Origin of the sequence: Microbacterium meiriae, assembly GCF_040685015.1 — a bacterium.
Taxonomy (GTDB): Bacteria; Actinomycetota; Actinomycetes; order Actinomycetales; family Microbacteriaceae; genus Microbacterium; species Microbacterium meiriae.
Genome location: NZ_JBFBHD010000001.1, coordinates 1 through 20,828, shown reverse-complemented (window position 1 = coordinate 20,828; position 20,828 = coordinate 1). Strand labels below are relative to the sequence as shown.

Below are 20,828 nucleotides of genomic sequence, written 5' to 3'. Positions count from 1 at the left end.
CACGACCGGCGCGGGACGCCTGTCCCGCGCCGGTAGACTCGACTCCCGTGTCAGAGTCTCCGGAAATCACCCCCGAAGCGGTCGAAGCCGCTGTCGCCGACGCCCTCGCGGCGATCGAGGCGGCCGCCGACACCGCCGCGCTGAAAGCCGCCCGTGCGGCGCACGTCGCGGAGGGATCGCCGCTCGCGGTCCTGAACGCCTCGATGCGCCAGGTCGCCCCCGAGAACAAGGCCGCGTTCGGCAAGCTCGTCGGTCAGGGCCGCGGTCGTGTGAACCAGGCGCTCGCGGCGAAGGAGGCCGAGCTGGCCGCCGCCGAGGTCGCCGCGCGTCTGGAGGCCGAGCGCGTCGACATCACCGCCGTCCCGTCGCGGACGCGCGTGGGCGCCCGCCACCCGCTGGCCCTCCTGCAGGACCACGTCGAGGACATCTTCGTCGGCATGGGGTGGGAGATCGCGGAGGGGCCGGAGCTCGAGCACGAGTGGTTCAACTTCGACGCCCTGAACTTCGACGTCGATCACCCCGCCCGTCAGGAGCAGGACACCTTCTACGTCGACCCGACGTCGCGCCACCTCGTCATGCGTACGCACACGAGCCCCGTGCAGGTGCGGTCGATGCTCGACCGCGAGGTCCCGATCTACGTGCTGTGCCCGGGCCGCGTGTACCGCACCGACGAGTTCGACGCCACGCACCTCCCGGTCTTCACGCAGTTCGAGGGCCTGGTCGTCGACAAGGGCATCACGATGGCGCACCTCAAAGGCACGCTCGACCACTTCGCGAAGCAGCTCTTCGGTCCGGAGGCCAAGACCCGCTTCCGCACGAACTACTTCCCCTTCACCGAGCCCTCCGCCGAGCTCGACCTGTGGCACCCGACCTTCAAGGGTGGCGCGCGCTGGATCGAGTGGGGCGGCTGCGGCATGGTCAACCCGAACGTGCTGCGCGCGGCCGGGATCGACCCGGAGGTGTACAGCGGCTTCGCGTTCGGCATGGGCATCGAGCGGGGCCTGATGTTCCGCAGCGATGTGCAGGACATGCGCGACATGGCCGAGGGTGATGTCCGTTTCAGCGAGCAGTTCGGGATGGTGGTGTGATGCGCGTCCCGCTTTCGTGGCTGCGTGAGTACGTCGATCTGGCAGCGGATGCCACGCCCGAGGACGTCCTCGCGGCACTGGTGACCGTCGGCTTCGAAGAGGAGGACGTGCACCGGTTCGACATCACGGGTCCCGTGGTGGTCGGCCAGGTCGTCTCCCTCGAGCCGGAACCCCAGTCGAACGGCAAGACGATCAACTGGTGCCAGGTGGACGTCGGCCCCGAGCACGGCGGCGTCCGTGGGATCGTCTGCGGCGCGCACAACTTCGTCGTCGGAGACAAGGTCGTCGTGACCCTGCCCGGCGCTGTCCTCCCCGGCCCGTTCCCCATCGCCGCCCGCAAGACCTACGGCCACGTGTCCGACGGCATGATCGCCTCGGCGCGCGAGCTGGGGCTCGGCGACGAGCACAACGGCATCGTCGTGCTGAGCGACCTCGGCATCGATGCGCCCGTGGGCACGGACGCGATCGCGCTGCTGGGCCTCGACGACGTCGCGGTGGAGATCAATGTCACGCCGGACCGCGGCTACGCGTTCTCGGTGCGCGGTGTCGCCCGTGAGTACTCCCACGCCACGGGGGCGGCGTTCCGCGACCCGGCCGAGCGTGACTTCGCCGAGCTGCAGCCCGGCTCCGGACACACCGCCGTGGTGGACGACCAGGCGCCGGTGCGGGGCAAGGTCGGCGCGAGCGAGTTCGTCACCCGGGTCGTGCGCGACGTCGATCCGTCGCGGCCGACTCCGCCGTGGATGATCGCGCGCCTCAGCCTCGCCGGCATGCGGTCGCTGGGTGTGCTCATCGACATCACGAACTACGTCATGCTCGAGCTCGGGCAGCCGCTGCACGGCTACGACCTGGACAAGCTCACGGGCGGCATCACCGTCCGGCGCGCGACGCCGGGGGAGAAGATGACCACGCTCGACGGCGTGGAGCGGAAGCTGCACGTCGAAGACCTCCTCATCACCGACGACTCCGGTCCCATCGGCCTCGCCGGCGTCATGGGCGGCGGCACCACCGAGATGAGCGACACCACGCGGAACGTCCTCATCGAGGCGGCGACCTTCGACGCGACGACCATCGCCCGCACGGCCCGTCGGCACAAGCTCCCGAGCGAGGCGTCCAAGCGCTTCGAGCGCGGCGTCGACCCGCTGATCCCCTTCGTCGCGGCCCGGCGTGCAGCCGACCTCATGGTCGAGCTCGCCGGCGGCACGCTCACGGAGGAGGGCGGAGCGCTCTTCGCCGAGGTCTTCGTCGCCGAGATCGAGCTCCCGCGCGGCTTCGTGCAGGGGCTGATCGGCGTCGACTACACCGACGACGAGATCACCGGCGCGCTGACGACGATCGGGGCCGAGGTCAGCCCTTCGACAGGCTCAGGGACCCAGGCCGAAGGCTCAGGGACCCAGGGTGACTCCGGGTGGACGGTCATCCCGCCGACCTGGCGCCCCGACCTCACCGACAAGTGGACACTCGCCGAGGAGGTCGCCCGCATCCACGGGCTCGACCGCATCCCCTCCGTGCTGCCGACGCCGCCGTCCGGCCGCGGTCTCACGGCACATCAGCAGGGGCGTCGCCGCGTGGTGAACGCTCTCGCCGCCGCAGGATTCGTCGAGACCCCGGCGTTCCCGTTCACGACCGAGGCGCAGAACGATCTGCACGGCTCCGCGTCCGGTGAGCACCTGCCCAGCATCCGCCTCGCGAACCCGCTCGACGGGCAGGTGCCGTTCCTGCGGCGCTCGCTCATCCCCGGTCTGCTGCAGACCGCGCACCGCAACATCTCGCGCGGGCTCACCGACCTCGCGCTGTTCGAGACGGGCGCCGTGTTCGTCCCGGAGCCGGGCGTGGAGTACGGCACCGCCGAGGTCCCGCCGCTCGGCGTCCGGCCGTCGGATGAGGTACTCGCCGCGCTCGACGCCTCCATCCCGCCGCAGGAGCGCCACGTCGCGGTGCTGCTGACCGGCAACGTGTCGCCGCGCCAGCCGGGTCGTGCCGCCGAGGCCGCCGGGCTCGTCGAGGCGCTCGACGCGGTCCGCGTGATCGGGGCCGCGGCGGGCATCGAGATCGACGTCGTGCAGACGCAGCGCGCCGCGCTCCACCCCGGACGCACCGGTGCGCTCGTCGCCGCCGGCGAGGAGGTCGGCTACGTCGGCGAGCTGCATCCCGCCGTCGCCGAGGAGGCTGACCTGCCGGGTCGCGCCACCGTGCTGGAGCTGGACCTCGACCGGCTGCTCACGCTCGCCGGAGGACGCATCGTGGCGGCATCGCTCTCCACGTTCCCGGCCGCGACGCAGGACGTCTCGTTCACACTCCCGGCCGAGGTGCCGGCGGGCGAGGTCCGCGCGGCTCTCGCGGAGGGCGCGGGTGCCCTGCTGGAGTCCGTCCGGCTCGTGGACGACTACCGCGGCGAGGGTGTGCCCGAGGGATCGAAGTCGCTGACGTTCGCCCTGCGCTTCCGCGCCGACGACCGCACGCTGACCGCCGCGGAGGCCTCCGCGGCGAAGATGGCGGGCGTCGCCGTGGCCGCGGAGCGCTTCGGCGCCGCCCTCCGCGACTGACCGCGATGCCGCGCGGCTTCCTCGGGAGGCCGCGCGGCATCAGGCGCTCGCGCGGCATCAGGCGACAGCAGTGCCGGTGGCCTGTGCTTGCGTGATGGCCTGTGCTCGCGTGGTGGGCTGCGCTCGCGTGACGCCTGTACTCGCGTGACGGCCTGTCCTGCCGCTCCGCTCTGAGCGGAGGCCCTTCCCCCGAGTCGTCGATCCTGATGACATGGGCACATGACGGATGTTCTGATCCTCGGGGGAACCGGATGGCTGTCGGGGCGCATCGCCGCGCATGCGCTCGGGGCGGGGGCGACCGTGACCTGCCTGGCCCGCGGCGGACGCCCGGCGCCGCCGGGAGCGACCCTCGTTCTCGCGGACCGCGATGAGGAGGCCGCCTACGACGTCGTGTCGCGCACGGACTGGGACCACGTCGTCGACGTCTCCTCCCGCGCCGATCATGTCTCCGGGGCGGTCCGTGCGCTCGGCGACCGTGCCGCTCGGTGGACGTACATCTCGTCGATGTCGGTGTACCGCGACGACGAGACGGTCGGGACCGACGAGTCGGCATCGCGGCACCCGGCGGCGCAGGCCGGTGAGGACGACGACTACGCGCGACAGAAGGTCGCGGCGGAGGATGCCGTGCAGGAGGGCGTCGGCGATCGCGCACTCCTCGTCCGGCCCGGCCTCATCGTCGGCGACGGCGACCCGAGCGATCGCTTCGGCTACTGGGCGGCGGCGTTCCTCCGGGCCCTGGATGAGCCGGTGCTGCTTCCACCGCTCGAAGGGCGCACGACGCAGGTCATCGACGTCGAGGACGTCGCCGCGTTCGTCGTGTCCGCCACCGTCACCGGTGCCGTGAACGCGATCGGCGACGTGCGCGACCTGGAGGACGTGCTCCGGACGGTGCGCGCGGCCACGGGGCACGCCGGGTCGGTCGTCGTCGGCACGGAGGAGCGCCTCGTCGCCGAAGGCGTCGCGTACTGGGCGGGGCCGCGCTCGCTGCCGCTGTGGCTGCCGCCCGACATGCGCGGATTCATGACCCGCTCGAATGCGCGGTACCGGCGCAGCGGGGGCCCGCTCCGCCCCCTCGACGAGACGGCGGAGCATGTCGTAGCGGACGAGCGCGAACGGGGCGTGGACCGGGAGCGCCGCGCCGGACTCACGCGGACGGAGGAGCGGGCGCTGCTCGACGCCCTCGCTCGCTAGACTGCGAGGCAGTGACACGGGGTGCCGCATCCGCGGCTGAGATCACACCCGTCGAACCTGATCTAGTTCGTACTAGCGAAGGGATGTCGCCGATGAGCGATCCTGTGCGTCCGCAATCCGTCCTCGACCTCGCCGTCACGGCGGGAAGGCTGCGGGAGGAGGTCCGGGCCACGCCGCCGTTGACGCACTGCATCACGAACGCCGTCGTGACGGGGTTCACCGCCAACGTGCTGCTGGCGCTCGGGGCGTCACCGGCCATGGTCGACATCGTCGGCGAGGCCGAGCCGTTCGCCGCTGCCGCGTCGGGGCTTCTCATCAACCTCGGGACGCCGACCCCGGAGCAGCGGGAGGCGAGCAGGGAGGCCGTGGTGGGAGCGCTCGCCGCCGGCACGCCGTGGGTGCTCGATCCCGTTGCGATCGGCGCCCTCCCGGTGCGGACGGCGCTCGCGCACGAGCTCGCCGCGCTGCGCCCCACCGCCATCCGCGGCAACGCGTCGGAGATCCTCGCGCTGGCCGGACACAGCAGTGGCGGCCGCGGTGTCGACGCGACGGACGGGACCGAGGCGGCGGCTGCGGCGGCCCGCGAGCTCGCCCACCGGTACGGTTCCGTGGTCGCCGTCTCGGGCCCGGTCGACCTCCTCACCGACGGGGAGCGGGTGATCCGCATCGCCAACGGGCATGACCTCCTCACACGGGTGACCGGCGGCGGGTGTGCCCTGGGCGCGGTGATGGCGGCGTTCCTCGGGGTGGCCCGTGGCTCCGCGACAGATGCGCTGACGGCGGTGGCCGCGGCGACCCTCGTCTACACGGTCGCAGCCGAGCAGGCGGCGGAGATCTCCCGCGGACCGGGCAGCTTCGCCGTCGCACTGCTCGACGCCCTGTCCGCCGTGACCCCGGCGGATCTCCGCGCCCGCGCCCGCGTCGAGGAGGAGGCCCGATGACCGTCGACCTGTCCCTGTACCTCGTCACCGATCGGTCGCTGTGCGGCGCTCGCGGGGTGGTCGCGACCGTCCGCGAAGCGGTGGCCGGCGGTGTCCGCATCGTGCAGCTGCGCGACAAGAAGGCGACGGACGAGGAGACCGTCGAGCAGCTCCTCGCCCTGTCCGCGGCCATCGACGGTCGCGCGCTGCTCGTCGTGAACGATCGCCTCGATGCGGCCGTCGAGGCCCGTCGTCGCGGTGCCAGGGTGGACGGGGTGCACCTCGGCCAGGCGGATGCCTCGGTGCTCCGCGCGCGCGAGCTTCTCGGCCCGGAGGCGTTGATCGGGCTCACGGCGAACACCTCCGCGCACCTCGACGAGGTCGCCGCCCTGCCGCCGGGCACGGTGGACTACCTCGGGGTCGGCGTCATCCGCCCCACGCGCACGAAGCCCGACCATCCGGTGCCGCTCGGCGTCGACGGCTTCGCCGCATTCGTCGCGCGCAGTCCGCTGCCGTGCGTCGCGATCGGTGGGGTGGACCTGGAGGACGCGGCGGCGTTGCGTGAGGCCGGCGCGTCCGGGATCGCGGTGGTCTCGGCGCTGTGCGCGGCAGAGGACCCCCGGGCCGCCGCCGCGGCCTTCCGGCGACACTGGTTCGCACGGGCGGTGCCGCACGTGCTCAGCATCGCCGGCAGCGATCCGTCCGGAGGTGCGGGCATCCAGGCCGATCTCAAGGCGATCGCCGCGAACGGGGGCTACGGCATGGCAGCCCTCACAGCCCTGACCGCGCAGAACACGCAGGGCGTCCGCGCCGTGCATGTCCCTCCCGCGGAGTTCCTGCGGGCGCAGCTCGACGCTGTCGCCGACGACATCCGCATCGACGCCGTGAAGATCGGCATGCTCGCGGACGGGGAGGTGATCCGCACGGTCGCCGCCTGGCTCCGGACGACGCAGCCCCCGATCGTCGTGCTGGACCCCGTCATGATCGCCACCTCGGGAGACCGACTGCTCGATCCCGACGCAGAGCGCGAGCTGCGGGGCCTGCTCTCCCTGGCGACCGTGGTCACCCCGAACCTCGCCGAACTCGCCGTCCTCGCGGGGCGCGAGGTGGCGGGCTGGGCGGACGCGCTCGCCGCGGCGCAGGAGCTGTCGGCCGATACGGGGACCGCGGTGCTGGTGAAGGGCGGGCATCTGCCCGGGGACGAGGCACCGGACGCCCTGATCGACACGGCAGCCGGTACGCACGTGGAGTTCCCCGGGGCGCGCATCATGACGGAGAACACCCACGGCACCGGCTGCTCGCTGTCCGCGGCTCTGGCCACACGACTGGCGCGGGGCGACGATCCCGCGACCGCGGTCCGCGCCGCGCGCGCCTGGTTGCGGGAGTCCCTCCGCGCGGCGGACGACCTGGAGATCGGGCGAGGACACGGCCCGATCCATCCCTTCGCGGGACTCTGGGCACGCGGCGGGGTCGAGACCCGGTCGACGCCGGAGGAGGTGGCCGTGGCCTGGTGGGATGAGACTGCCGCGATCCGCCGCGACATCGATGCGCTGCCCTTTGTGCGTGCGCTCGCCGACGGGACGCTCGACCGCGATGCCTTCGTCTTCTACCTCGCGCAGGACGCCCTGTACCTTCGCGAGTACGCCAGGGTGCTCGCGGAGGCGTCGCGCCTCGCCCCGACCCCCGACGAGCAGGCGTTCTGGGCCGAGGCCGCGCACGGTGCGATCCGCGGAGAGCTGGAGCTGCACGCGTCGTGGCTGACACCGGAGACCGGGGTGAGCGGCGCCACCTTCGCCACCGAGCCGGCCCCGGCGACGATCGCCTACCTCGACCATCTGCGCGCGGTCGCGTTCGGCGGCGACTACGCCGCGCTGATCGCGGCAGTGCTGCCGTGCTTCTGGCTCTACACCGACCTGGGGGAGCGACTCCATGCCGGGGCGTTCGGCGCGGCGCCCCGCGACCCCGGGCATCCCTACGCGTCGTGGCTCGCGACCTACGCGGATCCGGCCTTCGCGGAGGCCACGCGGCAGGCCGTCGCGCATGTCGCCGCTGCGGCCGCGAGGACCGACGACATCGGCCGGGAACGGATGCGGCGCGCCTTCCTCACCTCGAGCGCACACGAACGCGCCTTCTTCGCCGCACCGGTCGCGCGCGCTGTCGTGTGACGCCCGGGATTTGCGGTGCCGGACGCGCCCGCGCTATCGTCGCCGCATGCCTTCGGTCGCCACCGCTCCTTCGACGCTCGTCCCGAGCGTCATCGCCGTGCGCCGACGTCGCGGCCGCCGATTCTAGGCGACCCCGCCCTTCTGCCTGCGTCCGCGCGGCGGTCGAGTGCCGGTGTCGCCGCCTCCGGCCCCGCCCCCGGTCCCGAGATCGTCGAGGACCCGACCGTTAAGGTAGAAGCATGACGTATTCCGTCGCCGTCTCCGGCGCCTCCGGCTACGCAGGCGGCGAGATCCTGCGCCTCCTGGCCGCACACCCCGACGTCGAGATCCGCACCGTCACGGCGCACTCGAACGCCGGACAGCCCCTCGTCGCCCATCAGCCGCACCTCCGCTCGCTCGCCCACCTCACGCTGCAGGACACCACGCCGGAGATCCTCGCCGGACACGACATCGTGTTCCTCGCCCTCCCGCACGGCCAGTCCGGACAGTACACGGACGCCCTCGGCGACACCCCGCTCGTGATCGACGCGGGGGCCGACCACCGGCTCACCTCCTCGACGGAGTGGGACGCCTTCTACGGCGGGGCGTTCCACGAGCCCTGGACGTACGGCGTGCCCGAGCTCGTCGTCGGAGGGGGCAAGCAGCGCGAGGCGCTCCGCGGCGCGACCCGGATCGCCGCACCCGGCTGCAACGCCTCCACGGTGAGCCTCAGCCTCGCCCCCGGTGTCGCGGCCGGCGTGATCGACCCGGGCGACATCGTCTCCGTCCTGGCCGTCGGCCCGTCCGGGGCGGGCAAGAGCCTGAAGACGAACCTCCTCGCCTCCGAGATCCTCGGCTCCGCGAACCCGTATGCGGTGGGCGGCACGCACCGCCACATCCCGGAGATCCGACAGGCGCTCGCCGCCGCCCGCCCTTCGACAGGCTCAGGCCCCTCGACAGGCTCAGGCCCTTCGACAGGCTCAGGGACCCAGGACATCCGGATCTCCTTCACCCCGGTCCTCGTGCCGATGTCGCGCGGCATCCTCGCCACCTCCACGGCGCCGATCGTCGACGGCGTGAGCGACGCCGAGATCCGCCAGGCGTGGGAGAGCGCCTACGGCGACGAGACCTTCGTGCAGCTGCTCCCGGAGGGCAGCTTCCCGCGCACCGCCGACGTGCTCGGGGCGAACACGGCCCTCCTCGGTCTCGCGATCGACCGCGCCGCGAACCGCGTGACGGTGGTCACCGCCGTCGACAACCTCGTCAAGGGCACCGCCGGAGCTGCCGTCCAGTCCATGAACATCGCGCTGGGGCTTCCCGAGACCCGCGCCCTCTCAGTGAACGGAGTCGCCCCGTGAGCGTCACCGCCCCCGCAGGATTCGAGGCGGCCGGAGTCGCCGCCGGACTCAAGTCCACCGGCAAGCCCGATGTCGCCGTCGTCGTCAACCGCGGCCCCCGGAAGGTCGGGGCCGCCGTCTTCACGAGCAACCGCGCCAAGGCCAACCCCATCATCTGGTCCCAGCAGGCCGTCGCGGACCGCGTGGTCGAGGCCGTCGTCCTCAACTCCGGCGGGGCGAACTGCTTCACCGGCAGCTTCGGGTTCCAGACGACCCACCAGACCGCGGAGAAGGCGGCCGAGATGCTCGGCATCAGCGCGGGCGACGTGCTCGTCTGCTCCACGGGGCTCATCGGGACGGGCGACGAGGTCTTCCGCGAGAAGGTCCTCGCAGGCACCGCGCAGGCGATCACCGAGCTGAGCTCGGACGGCGGGGAGAGCGCCGCGCACGCCATCATGACCACGGACACGGTTGCGAAGACCGCTGTGGTGACCCGCGACGGCTGGACGATCGGCGGCATGGCGAAGGGCGCGGGCATGCTCGCCCCGGGTCTGGCGACGATGCTCGTGGTGCTCACCACCGACGCCGTGCTCGAACCGCTCCAGGCCGACGAGGCGCTGCGTCGGGCGACGGGACGCACGTTCGACCGCCTCGACTCGGACGGCTGCATGTCGACCAACGACCAGGTGACGCTGCTCGCCAACGGCGCCTCCGAGGTCGCCCCCGATCTCGACGACTTCGCCGAGGCGCTCACCACGCTCTGCCAGGAGCTCGCGGTCAAGCTGCAGGGCGACGCGGAGGGCGCGAGCCACGACATCACGATCGAGGTGCAGCACGCCGTCTCCGAGCAGGATGCCGTCGAGGTCGGCCGCTCGGTGGCCCGCAACAGCCTGTTCAAGGCCGCCATCTTCGGCAACGACCCGAACTGGGGACGCGTGCTCGCGGCGATCGGCACCACGGCCGCGCAGTTCGACCCGTACGACGTCGACGTGTGGATGAACGGCGTCCGCGTGTGCACCGCCGGTGGCCCGGACCGCCCGCGCGAGGAGGTCGACCTGACGCCGCGAGCGACGCACCTGATGATCGACCTCAAGGTCGGGGAGGCCACCGCCACGGTCCTCACGAACGACCTCACCCACGACTACGTGCACGAGAACAGCGCCTACGCCTCATGACCGACATCCAGGACACCACGCCGGACATCGCGGCCCAGAAGGCGACCACCCTCATCGAGTCGCTGCCGTGGCTGAGGAAGTTCCGCGACCAGATCGTCGTCGTCAAGTACGGCGGCAACGCGATGGTCTCGGACGAGCTGCAAGAAGCCTTCGCTCAGGACATCGCGTACCTCCGCTACGTCGGCGTGCAGCCGGTGGTCGTGCACGGCGGTGGGCCGCAGATCTCCGACATGCTCCAGCGCCTGGAGATCCCCAGCGAGTTCAAGGGCGGATATCGCGTCACCAACACCGAGGCCATCGGCGTCGTGCGGATGGTGCTCACGGGCCAGGTGAACCCGCAGCTCGTGTCGAAGATCAACTCGCACGGCCCCATCGCCACCGGCCTCAGCGGTGAGGACGCCGGGCTCTTCGGCGGCCGCCGCCGCGGTGTCATGATCGACGGCGAGGAGGTGGACCTCGGCCGCGTGGGCGACGTGGTCCAGGTCGACCCGACGCCGGTGCTCGATCATCTCGCCGCAGGGCGGATCCCGGTCGTGTCGAGCATCGCGCCCGACCTCGACCACCCGGGGCAGTCGCTCAACGTCAACGCGGATGCCGCGGCTGCTGCGCTCGCCGTGGCCCTCGGTGCGCGCAAGCTCGTCATCCTCACCGACGTGCCGGGGCTGTACGCCGACTGGCCCAACCGGGACTCGCTCGTGTCGCATCTGACGTCGGGCGCTCTCGTGGAGATGCTGCCGCGCCTGGAATCGGGCATGATCCCGAAAATGCGCGCATGCCTCGATGCGGTCGAGGGTGGCGTCGACGCGGCCGCGATCATCGACGGACGGGTCCCGCACTCGGTGCTCGTCGAACTGTTCACCAGCAAGGGAATCGGGACCGAAGTGGTCCTGGGAGAGAAAGGGGCGACGGCATGACCGTCTGGCAGGACGACGCGGCACGTGATCTCGTGCTCAACGCGGGGGAGCGCCTCGCGCTGCTGACCCGCGGTGAGGGCTCGTACCTGTGGGACGCCGAAGACCGACGCTACCTCGACTTCCTCGCCGGCATCGCGGTGACCTCGCTCGGGCACGCGCACCCGGTGTTCGTCGATGCGGTGTCGCGGCAGGCCGCCACCCTCGCGCACGTCTCCAACTACTTCGCGACCCCACCGCAGCTCGCGCTCGCGGCCCGGCTCAAGCGCCTCGCCGGCGCGGGGATCGACGGTCGGGTCTTCTTCTCGAACTCGGGTGCCGAGGCCAACGAGGCCGCGTTCAAGCTCGCCCGTCTGCACGGCGGCGCGGAGCGTCCCCGCATCCTGGCGCTGGAGAACGGCTTCCACGGCCGCACGATGGGCTCGCTCGCGCTCACGGCCAAGGAGTCCATGCGCGCGCCGTTCGCTCCGATGCCCGGAGGGGTCGAGCACATCCCGGCCACGATCGATGCGCTGGAGGCCGCGATGGATGACCGGGTCGCCGCCGTCATCGTGGAGCCGATCCAGGGTGAGGCCGGCGTCGTCGAGCTCCCCGAGGGCTACCTCGCCGCCGCGCGCTCGCTGACCCTCGCACACGGAGCCCTGCTCATCGTCGACGAGATCCAGACAGGGGCAGGACGGACCGGCGCCTGGTTCGGGTTCAGCCACGAGGGCATCACGCCCGACGCCATCACGCTCGCGAAGGGCATCGGCGGCGGGTTCCCGATCGGCGCCCTCGTCACCTACGGCGCCGCGAGTGCCCTGTTCACGCCCGGCTCGCACGGCTCCACCTTCGGCGGGAACCCGCTCGCGACGGCCGTGGCGGACGCGGTGCTGGCCGAGATCGAGCGCGCCGACCTCGTCGACAACGCCGCGCGCCGCGGAGCCGAGCTGCGGGAGATCATCCTGGGCATCGACTCCCCGCTGATCGAGGGCGTCCGCGGCCGCGGACTCCTCGTCGGCGTCGCGCTCACCCAGCCCGTGGCGGGTGCGGTGGTCGCCGCCGCCCAGGACCGCGGTCTCATCGTCAACGCCGCCAACCCCGAGACCGTGCGCGTCGCGCCGGCACTCACCATCGGCGACGCGGAGCTGGCGGAGTTCCGCGAGCTGTTCACCGCCGCTCTCTCCGACGTCCACTCCTCCGCCACCGGAAAGGTCCCCGCATGACCCGCCACCTGCTGCGCGACGACGATCTGACGCCCGCCGAGCAGGCGGAGATCCTCGATCTCGCCCTCGAGCTCAAGAAGGACCGCTGGGCGGACAAGAGCCTCGCCGGCCCGCAGACCGTCGCCGTGATCTTCGACAAGTCGTCCACCCGGACGCGCGTCTCGTTCGCCGTGGGCATCGCCGACCTCGGCGGCACCCCGCTCATCATCTCCACCGCGAGCAGCCAGCTCGGCGGGAAGGAGACGCCGTCCGACACGGCGCGCGTCCTCGAGCGCCAGGTCGCCGCGATCGTGTGGCGCACGTACGCGCAATCGGGCTTGGAAGAGATGGCCGCCGGCACGCGGGTCCCCGTGGTCAACGCGCTGTCCGACGACTTCCACCCGTGCCAGCTCCTCGCCGACCTGCTGACGATCCGCGAGCACAAGGGCGATCTGAAGGGCCTCACGCTGACGTTCTTCGGCGACGGCCAGAGCAACATGGCGCACTCCTACGCGCTCGCCGGCGTCACGGCGGGCATGCACGTGCGCATCGCGTCGCCGGAGGACTACGCGCCGCGCGCCGACGTGATCGAGGCGGCCGACCGCCGCGCCGGGGAGACCGGCGGATCGATCACGCTCTTCACCGATCCGGTCGAGGCGGCCGCGGGCGCTGACGTCGTCGTCACCGACACCTGGGTGTCGATGGGTAAGGAGGAGGAGAAGCTCGCGCGGATCCGCGACCTCGGCGGCTACAAGGTCACGCCGGAGACGATGGAGCTCGCGCACGACGACGCGATCTTCATCCACTGCCTCCCCGCCGACCGCGGCTACGAGGTCGACTCCGCCGTCATCGACGGTCCGCAGAGCGTGGTCTGGGACGAGGCGGAGAACCGTCTGCACGCCCAGAAGGCCCTGCTGGTCTGGCTCCTCGGGAAGAAGGACGCGTGATGGCCGGCTCGCACGAAGGCACCAACGAGGGCGCGCTCTGGGGCGCGCGGTTCGCCACCGGTCCGTCGCCGGAGCTCGTCGAGCTGAGCCGTTCGACGCACTTCGACTGGATCCTCGCGCCGTACGACATCGCGGGTTCCCACGCGCATGCCACGGCGCTGGCCGCGGCGGGGTACCTCGAACCGGATGAGGCCGCCCGCATGCACGAAGGCCTCGACGCCGTGGCGCGCAAGGTCGCCGACGGCACCCTGCAGCCGCTGCCCACCGACGAGGACGTGCACGGTGCGCTCGAGCAGGCGCTGATCGCCGAGCTCGGTCCGGAGCTGGGCGGACGCCTCCGCGCCGGACGCAGCCGGAACGACCAGATCGCCACTCTCGTGCGGATGTACCTGATCGATCACGCCCGGGTGATCGCCCGTGACCTGCTGCGCGTGATCGATGCGCTCGTGGCGCAGGCCGAGGCACACCCCGACGCGATCCTGCCCGGACGCACGCACCTTCAGCACGCGCAGCCGGTGCTGCTCGCCCATCACCTCCAGGCTCACGCGTGGCCGCTGGTGCGCGAGCTCGAACGTCTCGTCGACTGGCGCCGGCGTGCCGGTGTCTCGCCGTACGGCGGGGGAGCGCTGGCGGGATCGACGCTGGGCCTCGACCCCGCTCTCGTGGCGACGGAGCTCGGTCTCGACCGGCCGGCGGAGAACTCCCTCGACGGGACCGCCGCGCGGGACGTCGTCGCGGAGTTCGCGTTCATCGCGGCGATGACGGGCGTCGACCTCTCCCGACTCTCCGAGGAGATCATCCTCTGGAACACCCGCGAGTTCGGCTTCGTCACCCTCGACGACGGCTACTCCACCGGATCCAGCATCATGCCGCAGAAGAAGAACCCGGACATCGCCGAGCTCGCGCGCGGCAAGTCCGGGCGTCTCATCGGCAACCTGTCCGGCCTGCTGGCGACGCTCAAGGGCCTGCCGCTCGCCTACAACCGCGATCTGCAGGAGGACAAGGAGCCGGTCTTCGACTCCGTGCAGACGCTCGAGGTCGTGCTGCCGGCGTTCGCGGGGATGGTCGCGACGCTGCGCTTCCACACGGAGCGCATGGCCGAGCTCGCCCCCCAGGGGTTCTCGCTGGCGACCGACGTCGCCGAGTGGCTGGTGAAGCGGCGGGTGCCGTTCCGCGATGCCCACGAGATCTCCGGAGCACTCGTGCGCGCCTGCGAGGAACAGGGGATCGGGCTGGAGGACGCCTCCGACGAGCTGCTGCGGTCGGTGTCGCCCCACCTCGTCCCCGCGGTGCGCGAGGTGCTCACGATCGAGGGATCCGTCGCGTCGCGCACGGGCGTCGGCGGCACCGCGCCCGAGCGGGTGGCCGAGCAGCGCGCGGATCTCGTCGCCCGCGCGCAGGCCGCCGCGCACGCGCTCGGCCTGTAGTCGTTCCGGCGGCGACCGCGCCTCAGTGCAGGTCGCCGTCGGCGGCCGAGCGCTCCCACCGGGTGAACCGGACGGTCAGGCCCGCCCGGGTGGGTGCTGCGAGGAACGGTCCTGCGGAGACGGCCGTGTCACCGGCGAAGGGAGCCACCCTGACGAGTCGCCACGGTCCGTCGTCCGCGCGGGCCCGCACGATCATCGCGTCTTCCCAGCGGCTGACCCGGACGGTGATCTCGCTCTCGCGCCAGTCGTCGACGTAGCCGACCGACCAGTCCGAGCGGCCGGCGGTCACGACGGCGCCCAGGCCGAGGTGGCCGTCGGCGAACTCGACTCCCGCCTTGATCCAGTGCTCGTCATCGGCGCGGACGAAGAGGCCCGCCTGGTCGAACTGCCCCTCCCACGGCGCGCGGAAGGCGACCTCGATCGCTTCACCGACCTCCAGCGGGGCGAGCAGTGCATGCTCGGAGTCGTGCACGAAGCCGTACGCGGTGTGACGCCAGGCATCGCTGCCCTCGATCGCGGTGGCGTCGAGATGCCCGTCGATGCGCGTCAGCGCGGGGGCGTGGGTCCAGGTGCCATCGGTCCAGTCGATGATGCGTGAATCAGGCATATTTCCTATCTATAGCCATATGAGGCATAAACCTCGGATATTCGTGTTACGGTTATCCCATGGTCATCGCCGTGATCGCCGACATCGTGGGTTCCCGAGAGCTCGGGGACCGGAGCGCCGCACAGCGTGCACTCGACGAGACCATCGCGCAGGTCGAACGCGACCGTCCGCTGGCGGTCCAGCCGCTCACGCCCACGGTAGGGGACGAGCAGCAGGGCGTCTACCGCGAGCTTCCCGACGCGCTCCTCTCCCTCCTCATGGTCCAGCTCCGGCTCCCTGAGGGCCTCGCGTTCCGCTTCGGCGTCGGCATCGGCGAGGTCCGACCGGTGGCGTCTGTGCACGGTGAGCTGGCCGACGGCCCTGGGTGGTATGCGGCGCGCGCCGCGATCGAGACCGTGCACGCCCGCGAACAGCGCGCCGTGCCGCGCACGCGCACCTGGATTGTCGGAGCCCCGGGCCAGGATGAGGTCATGGAGACCGTGATCGCCGCGTCCAACGCGTATGTCCTCGCGCGCGACGAGCTCGTCGGGGCGATGAGCACGCGCGAGCGCCACCTCACGTACGGGCGCCTGGTCGGCCGGTCCCAGCAGGAGCTCGCCGCCCAGGAGGGCATCTCCCAGCCGAGCGTGTCCAAATCGCTGCGGAGCGCGGGAGCCGCCGCTGTCATCGAGGGTGTGGCCGCGCTCCGGGGGGAGACCGCATGATCCTCGCGGGCTTCGTCCTCCTGGCCATCGGCGCGACCGACCTCGTCCGCCAGTTCGTGCCTCGGCGGTGGGTCGGCTACGTCGTGGCCGCGGCTGTGGTCCTCCTCCTCGGCATCGGCGGAGACGCGCTGCTGCCGGCCCTCCTCGGACTCGGTGCCGGAGCGCTGTGGGCCTGGAGCATGCCGGACGAGGGGCCGTCCCGTGCCGGGTTCTGGCCGGCCGTCGCGCTGGCGGCCCTCAGCATCGGCGCCGTGGTCTGGGGCGGATCGAGGAATGCCGCCGGTCTCATCGGCGAGCTCTGGACGCTCCGCTCGCAGTTCGGCGAGGTGCCGTTCGATCTGGCCGTGCTCGCTCTCGGCGCCGGTGTCTTCCTGCTCGAATCCGCCAACCTCGTCGTCCGCGCGGCTCTGGACGGCGAGCACACCTGGCGCCCCGCGGAGGTGGCGGAGCCGGTGCCTCCGGTCATCGCATCCGCACCGACCGACCAGCCTGCGGCCGATGCCCCTGCGGTGTCCGCCGTGATCCCCGCCGATCCGCGCCACGGCTTCAAGGGCGGGCGGCTCATCGGCCCGCTCGAACGCGTCCTCGTGATGATCCTCACCCTGGCCGTGGCGTACCCCGTGCTCGCGGCCATGCTCGCCGCCAAGGGCATCGTCCGCTTCCCGGAGATCTCCCGCGACGGGGAGACCGGGGCCCGCGCGGAGTACTTCCTCGTCGGCAGCCTCGTGAGCTGGGTCATCGGCCTCGGCGCCGCGTTCCTCGTGTGGTGGGCCGCGCACAGCTGACACCCCTCCGCGCGACGCAGCGGGGCGGTCGTCCGCTGCTAGCCTGGAGCGCGTGTCAACTCCCGCTCTGACGACCGCGCCGCAGGCGATCGACCCCACGTTCGAGAACGTGTGGGACGAGATCGTGTGGCGTGGCCTCGTCCACGTGTCCACCGACCAGGAGGCGCTACGCGCCCTGCTCGCGGGAGATCCCGTCACGTATTACTGCGGCTTCGACCCGACGGCGCCCAGCCTGCACCTCGGGCACCTCGTCCAGCTGCTCCTGCTCCGCCGCCTCCAGCTCGCCGGGCACAAGCCGCTCGGTCTCGTCGGTGGGTCCACCGGTCTGATCGGCGACCCCCGGCCCACCGCGGAGCGCACGCTCAACACCCGCGAGACGGTGGCGGAATGGGTCGACCGTCTGCGCGGACAGGTCGAGCGCTACCTCAGCTTCGAAGGGGACAACGCCGCCCGCATGGTGAACAACCTCGACTGGACGGCGCCGCTCTCCGCGATCGATTTCCTCCGCGAGATCGGCAAGCACTACCGCGTCGGCACCATGCTGAAGAAGGACGCGGTGGCCGCACGCCTGAACTCCGACGCCGGGATCAGCTACACCGAGTTCAGCTACCAGATCCTCCAGGGGCTCGACTTCCTCGAGCTCTACCGGCAGTACGACTGCGTGCTGCAGACGGGCGGCTCCGATCAGTGGGGCAACCTCACCAGCGGCACCGACCTCATCCACCGGGTCGAAGGGACGTCCGTCCACGCGATCGGCACCCCGCTGATCACCAACAGCGACGGCACCAAGTTCGGCAAGAGCGAGGGCAACGCGATCTGGATCGACGCGGAGCTCACGAGCCCGTACGCGTTCTACCAGTTCTGGCTCAGCACGGCGGATGCCGACGTGATCGAGCGCCTCAAGGTGTTCACGTTCCTGACCAGGGCCGAGATCGAGGAGTACGCGGAGCTCGTGGCGACCGAGCCGTTCCGCCGTGCCGCCCAGAAGCGCCTCGCGCTCGAGGTCGTCGCGACGGTGCACGGCGTCGAGGCGACGGCGGCCGTGATCGCGGCGTCCGAGGCGCTGTTCGGGCAGGGCGACCTGACGACTCTCGACCCGGCGACCTTGCGCACGGCGCTCGACGAGCTTCCGCATGCGACGGTCGCAGCCGGAACTCCGGTCGTCGACGCCCTCGTCGCCACCGGTCTCGTGTCGAGCCTGTCGGAGGCGCGCCGCGCCATCGCGCAGGGCGGCGTCTCCCTCGATGGGGAGCGGGTGGAGGACGACTCCGCGACCGTGCAGGGCACCCTGCCCGGCGGTGTCTCGGTGCTGCGTCGCGGGAAGAAGACCCTCGCCGGCGTCTTCCTGGGCTGACCCCGGCCTCGTATGCCGTTCACTCCGAGCCACGCGATCGTCGCGCTGCCGTTCGTGCGCACGCCGCTCGTCCCCGCGGCGATCGCGATCGGAGCGATGACGCCGGACATCTCGCTGTTCCTGCGCAACGTCGGCCTCAACTACGGCTTCCTGCACGATCCGGTCAACCTCGTGTGGACGACGCTGCTCGCTCTCGGGCTGTTCCTCCTCTGGCGCGTCCTGCTGCGCCCGGCGACCCTGGAACTGCTGCCGGGATGGGTGTCCGTGCGACTACCCGCCGGCTGGGGGGTGACCGGATACCGGGCGGCGATCGAGGCGCTGAGTCGCGATGACCGCCCGCGGTACGCGGGCTGGCGACCGCTGTATCCGTTCCTGCTCGTGTTCTCGACGATGCTGGGCGTGCTCTCGCATATCCTCTGGGATGCGTTCACGCACGACTCGCGGTGGGGCGTGGATCTGCTGCCCGCGCTCGCGGACTCCTGGGGTCCCTTCGACGGCTACAAGTGGCTCCAGTACGGCTCGAGTGCCCTCGGCCTGCTGGGCCTGGCGATCTGGGCTGCACTGCGGCTGCGCCGCGCGACGCCTCGAGCGGACGCGCGCCGAGTCCTTCCGACGTTCATGCGGGTCGCGTGGTGGCTCTCGCTGCCGGTGATCCTCGTGATCGCGTGGGTCGGCGGTCTGCTCGCGTTCGGACCGCTGTCCGCCGAGTTCACGGTGCAGCATCTCGCATATCGGGTGCTGCCGCCCGCCTGCGCGGTGTGGGGCGTGCTGACCCTGGTCCTCTGCGTCGTCCTGGCGGTGCGGCGGCCGCGCGCTGCGGTCTGATCCCGCGCCTCACCAGTGCGGCGCGTCCGTGCCCCACCCGTGCGGGGCATCGAACGCCAGGCCGGGGAGTGCCGGGGCGGCCGTCACGATCGTTTCCCCGTCGACGTCGAAGCGGGCCAGGTGACCGGATGCGTCCACCTCGGGGAGCGCCGACGCGCGGGGCGTCCGCGGCATCCCGAGCAAATCGGCGGCGATCCGACGCAAGGAGGTCCGCACGACTCGCGAGTGCCCGTCGCGGTGGCGGAGCAGTTGCGTGAGGGCGGCGGCGAGGAGGTAGCCGGCGCTGTGGTCCAATGCCTGAGCCGGAAGAGCGCCCGGCCGACCGCCGTCGCCCTCGATCAGTGCGATGCCGCTCTCCGCCTGGACCAGGCTGTCGAAGCCGGCGCGCTCGGGGTGAGACGTGCCCCAGGCGCTGAGCTGGGCGACGAGCAGGCCCGGATACCGTGCGGCGAGCGCGTCGGGGGAGAGGCCCAGGCGCTCCAGGGCCGCAGGACGATAGCCGAGCACGACGGCATCCGCGGTCTCCAGGAGGTCGTGCAGCGCAGCGCCTCGGGCATCGAGCAGCGCGGTGCGCTTGCCGTGACCGGTGTCGAGATGCTGCCACGGAAGCTCGGGGAGGTGCGGCGGGTCGATGCGGAGCACGTCCGCGCCGAGGAGCGCGAGGGTCCGGGTGCACACCGGACCGGCGATCACCCGCGTGAGGTCGAGGACGCGGACGCCGGCGAGGGGAGCCTGCCCCGCCGCACCGGGCGACGGGAGACGTCGGTCCTTCCCCCGTCGTCGGCCGATCGCCTCCGTGATCGCGACGTCCACGACGGGCGTCCGCCGCAGAGCCTCATCGGCCGCGCGGTCCTCAGGGCGGACGGCCACGGCGAGACCTCCGGCTTCGGAGATCCGGCGGACGGCCTCCGCGGTGTGCAGCGTCTCCAGCGTGCGGGCCACGGCCTCCGCTCCTGCCCTGTCGTCCAGGTCCAGCGCGGTGCGAAGCGCGCGCGCGTGGTGCGGGTAGTTGCCGTGTGTCCGGACCCATCCATCCGCGCTCGCCCAGAACCCGGAGAGGGGCGCCCACACGGGAGGGGGAGTGCCGCCCACCTCCAGATACCTGTCGCTCCGGTAGGCGACGGCGACGCGGACGGGGTCGACGCGCGTGAGATCGATACCCGCGGCGAGGGCCACTGCTGCGACGCTGACGAGAGCGAGATCGCCGGTCGCCGTGCGCGACGAGAGCGGGACGCCCCCGAGGGCACGGAGGCCCGAGTCCGTCGGGGCCTGCGACGCGTCCCCGCCCGCCTCGATCACGACGCGGGCGAGCAGCTCAGCGGCGGAGGTGGGACGACCGGAGACCATGGCGAGATGCTACTCCCGGCCGCGAAGTGGCCGGAAACCCTGGCTGATCCGGGGGAATCAGGCGCATGAGGGCCTGCGACACGCCCGGGGGAGTGCGCCCGATTTGCCAGACCCCCGGAATCCACGTAACTTATTACTTGTTCGCCCCACAGGGAAGCGGAGAAGCCCAGAGCTTCACCCCCCTCAAGCGGAGAACCACTCCCGATCCTCTCTCACTTGAGAGATCAGACGCTTGCGTCTAGGATGGGAGATCCACCCCTTCTGCGGCTGTCACCGGCTGCGCAGCGGATCCGAGATCCGCACGGCGCGCCGATTTGACAAGCGGGTCGGGATGGC

17 protein-coding genes and 1 riboswitch are annotated in these 20,828 nt (G+C 71.9%); of the genes, 15 read left to right on the top strand and 2 right to left on the bottom strand.

Going from position 1 to position 20,828, the window contains the following annotated elements; translation table 11 throughout:
• Positions 1–47 precede the first annotated feature (47 nt).
• The 11 genes from pheS (at position 48) to argH (ending at position 14,870) form a co-directional block, all read left to right on the top strand.
• The gene (pheS, locus tag AB0N68_RS00085) at positions 48–1,088 is read left to right on the top strand and encodes a phenylalanine--tRNA ligase subunit alpha (protein ID WP_259955181.1); all 1,041 of its coding nucleotides are present in this window, start codon (positions 48–50) and stop codon (positions 1,086–1,088) included.
• The gene (pheT, locus tag AB0N68_RS00080; RefSeq protein ID WP_313366586.1) at positions 1,088–3,634 is read left to right on the top strand and encodes a phenylalanine--tRNA ligase subunit beta; all 2,547 of its coding nucleotides are present in this window, start codon (positions 1,088–1,090) and stop codon (positions 3,632–3,634) included. Before pheS ends, pheT begins: the two co-directional genes overlap by 1 nt.
• A gap of 219 nt (positions 3,635–3,853) precedes the next feature.
• On the top strand, positions 3,854–4,825 hold the full coding sequence (locus tag AB0N68_RS00075) for an NAD-dependent epimerase/dehydratase family protein (protein ID WP_259955177.1): 972 nt from the start codon (positions 3,854–3,856) through the stop codon (positions 4,823–4,825).
• A gap of 7 nt (positions 4,826–4,832) precedes the next feature.
• Positions 4,833–4,926, top strand: a riboswitch (TPP riboswitch).
• Positions 4,918–5,766 (top strand): hydroxyethylthiazole kinase, encoded by an 849-nt coding sequence (gene thiM, locus AB0N68_RS00070; protein WP_259955176.1) that lies wholly within the window; start codon positions 4,918–4,920, stop codon positions 5,764–5,766. Its footprint overlaps the riboswitch before it by 9 nt.
• Positions 5,763–7,910, top strand: a complete 2,148-nt coding sequence (locus tag AB0N68_RS00065) for a bifunctional hydroxymethylpyrimidine kinase/phosphomethylpyrimidine kinase (RefSeq protein ID WP_259955175.1) — start codon at positions 5,763–5,765, stop codon at positions 7,908–7,910. The genes thiM and AB0N68_RS00065 overlap by 4 nt, the downstream gene beginning before the upstream one ends.
• A gap of 239 nt (positions 7,911–8,149) precedes the next feature.
• Positions 8,150–9,247: an N-acetyl-gamma-glutamyl-phosphate reductase gene (gene argC / locus AB0N68_RS00060; RefSeq protein WP_292795888.1), complete on the top strand. Its 1,098-nt coding sequence runs from the start codon at positions 8,150–8,152 to the stop codon at positions 9,245–9,247.
• On the top strand, positions 9,244–10,401 hold the full coding sequence (argJ, locus tag AB0N68_RS00055; RefSeq protein WP_292795891.1) for a bifunctional glutamate N-acetyltransferase/amino-acid acetyltransferase ArgJ: 1,158 nt from the start codon (positions 9,244–9,246) through the stop codon (positions 10,399–10,401). Before argC ends, argJ begins: the two co-directional genes overlap by 4 nt.
• On the top strand, positions 10,398–11,315 hold the full coding sequence (gene argB, locus AB0N68_RS00050) for an acetylglutamate kinase (RefSeq protein WP_268776873.1): 918 nt from the start codon (positions 10,398–10,400) through the stop codon (positions 11,313–11,315). The genes argJ and argB overlap by 4 nt, the downstream gene beginning before the upstream one ends.
• Positions 11,312–12,517, top strand: a complete 1,206-nt coding sequence (locus tag AB0N68_RS00045; protein ID WP_187661866.1) for an acetylornithine transaminase — start codon at positions 11,312–11,314, stop codon at positions 12,515–12,517. Before argB ends, AB0N68_RS00045 begins: the two co-directional genes overlap by 4 nt.
• Positions 12,514–13,443 carry an ornithine carbamoyltransferase gene (argF, locus tag AB0N68_RS00040; RefSeq protein ID WP_187661865.1) on the top strand — a complete coding sequence of 310 codons (930 nt, stop codon included), beginning with the start codon at positions 12,514–12,516 and terminating at the stop codon, positions 13,441–13,443. The genes AB0N68_RS00045 and argF overlap by 4 nt, the downstream gene beginning before the upstream one ends.
• On the top strand, positions 13,443–14,870 hold the full coding sequence (argH, locus tag AB0N68_RS00035) for an argininosuccinate lyase (protein WP_268776875.1): 1,428 nt from the start codon (positions 13,443–13,445) through the stop codon (positions 14,868–14,870). Before argF ends, argH begins: the two co-directional genes overlap by 1 nt.
• 22 nt (positions 14,871–14,892) lie before the next feature.
• Here the strand turns inward: argH and AB0N68_RS00030 are convergent, their stop codons facing one another.
• The gene (locus AB0N68_RS00030; RefSeq protein ID WP_268776876.1) at positions 14,893–15,477 is read right to left on the bottom strand and encodes a DUF1349 domain-containing protein; all 585 of its coding nucleotides are present in this window, start codon (positions 15,475–15,477) and stop codon (positions 14,893–14,895) included.
• 59 nt (positions 15,478–15,536) lie between these two features.
• Between AB0N68_RS00030 and AB0N68_RS00025 the strand changes: the two genes are divergently transcribed.
• From AB0N68_RS00025 to AB0N68_RS00010, 4 genes are read left to right on the top strand one after another with little or no spacing between them, the layout of a single operon-like run.
• The gene (locus tag AB0N68_RS00025) at positions 15,537–16,181 is read left to right on the top strand and encodes a SatD family protein (protein WP_187661862.1); all 645 of its coding nucleotides are present in this window, start codon (positions 15,537–15,539) and stop codon (positions 16,179–16,181) included.
• Positions 16,178–16,966, top strand: a complete 789-nt coding sequence (locus tag AB0N68_RS00020) for a hypothetical protein (RefSeq protein WP_280570166.1) — start codon at positions 16,178–16,180, stop codon at positions 16,964–16,966. Before AB0N68_RS00025 ends, AB0N68_RS00020 begins: the two co-directional genes overlap by 4 nt.
• Before the next feature lie 52 nt (positions 16,967–17,018).
• Positions 17,019–18,320: a tyrosine--tRNA ligase gene (gene tyrS / locus AB0N68_RS00015; protein ID WP_268776878.1), complete on the top strand. Its 1,302-nt coding sequence runs from the start codon at positions 17,019–17,021 to the stop codon at positions 18,318–18,320.
• 12 nt (positions 18,321–18,332) lie between these two features.
• The gene (locus AB0N68_RS00010; RefSeq protein ID WP_268776879.1) at positions 18,333–19,145 is read left to right on the top strand and encodes a DUF4184 family protein; all 813 of its coding nucleotides are present in this window, start codon (positions 18,333–18,335) and stop codon (positions 19,143–19,145) included.
• A gap of 9 nt (positions 19,146–19,154) precedes the next feature.
• On the opposite strand, the gene AB0N68_RS00005 is transcribed toward AB0N68_RS00010, so the two are convergent.
• Positions 19,155–20,492 carry a CoA transferase gene (locus tag AB0N68_RS00005; RefSeq protein WP_280570174.1) on the bottom strand — a complete coding sequence of 446 codons (1,338 nt, stop codon included), beginning with the start codon at positions 20,490–20,492 and terminating at the stop codon, positions 19,155–19,157.
• Between the last annotated feature and the right edge of the window lie 336 nt (positions 20,493–20,828).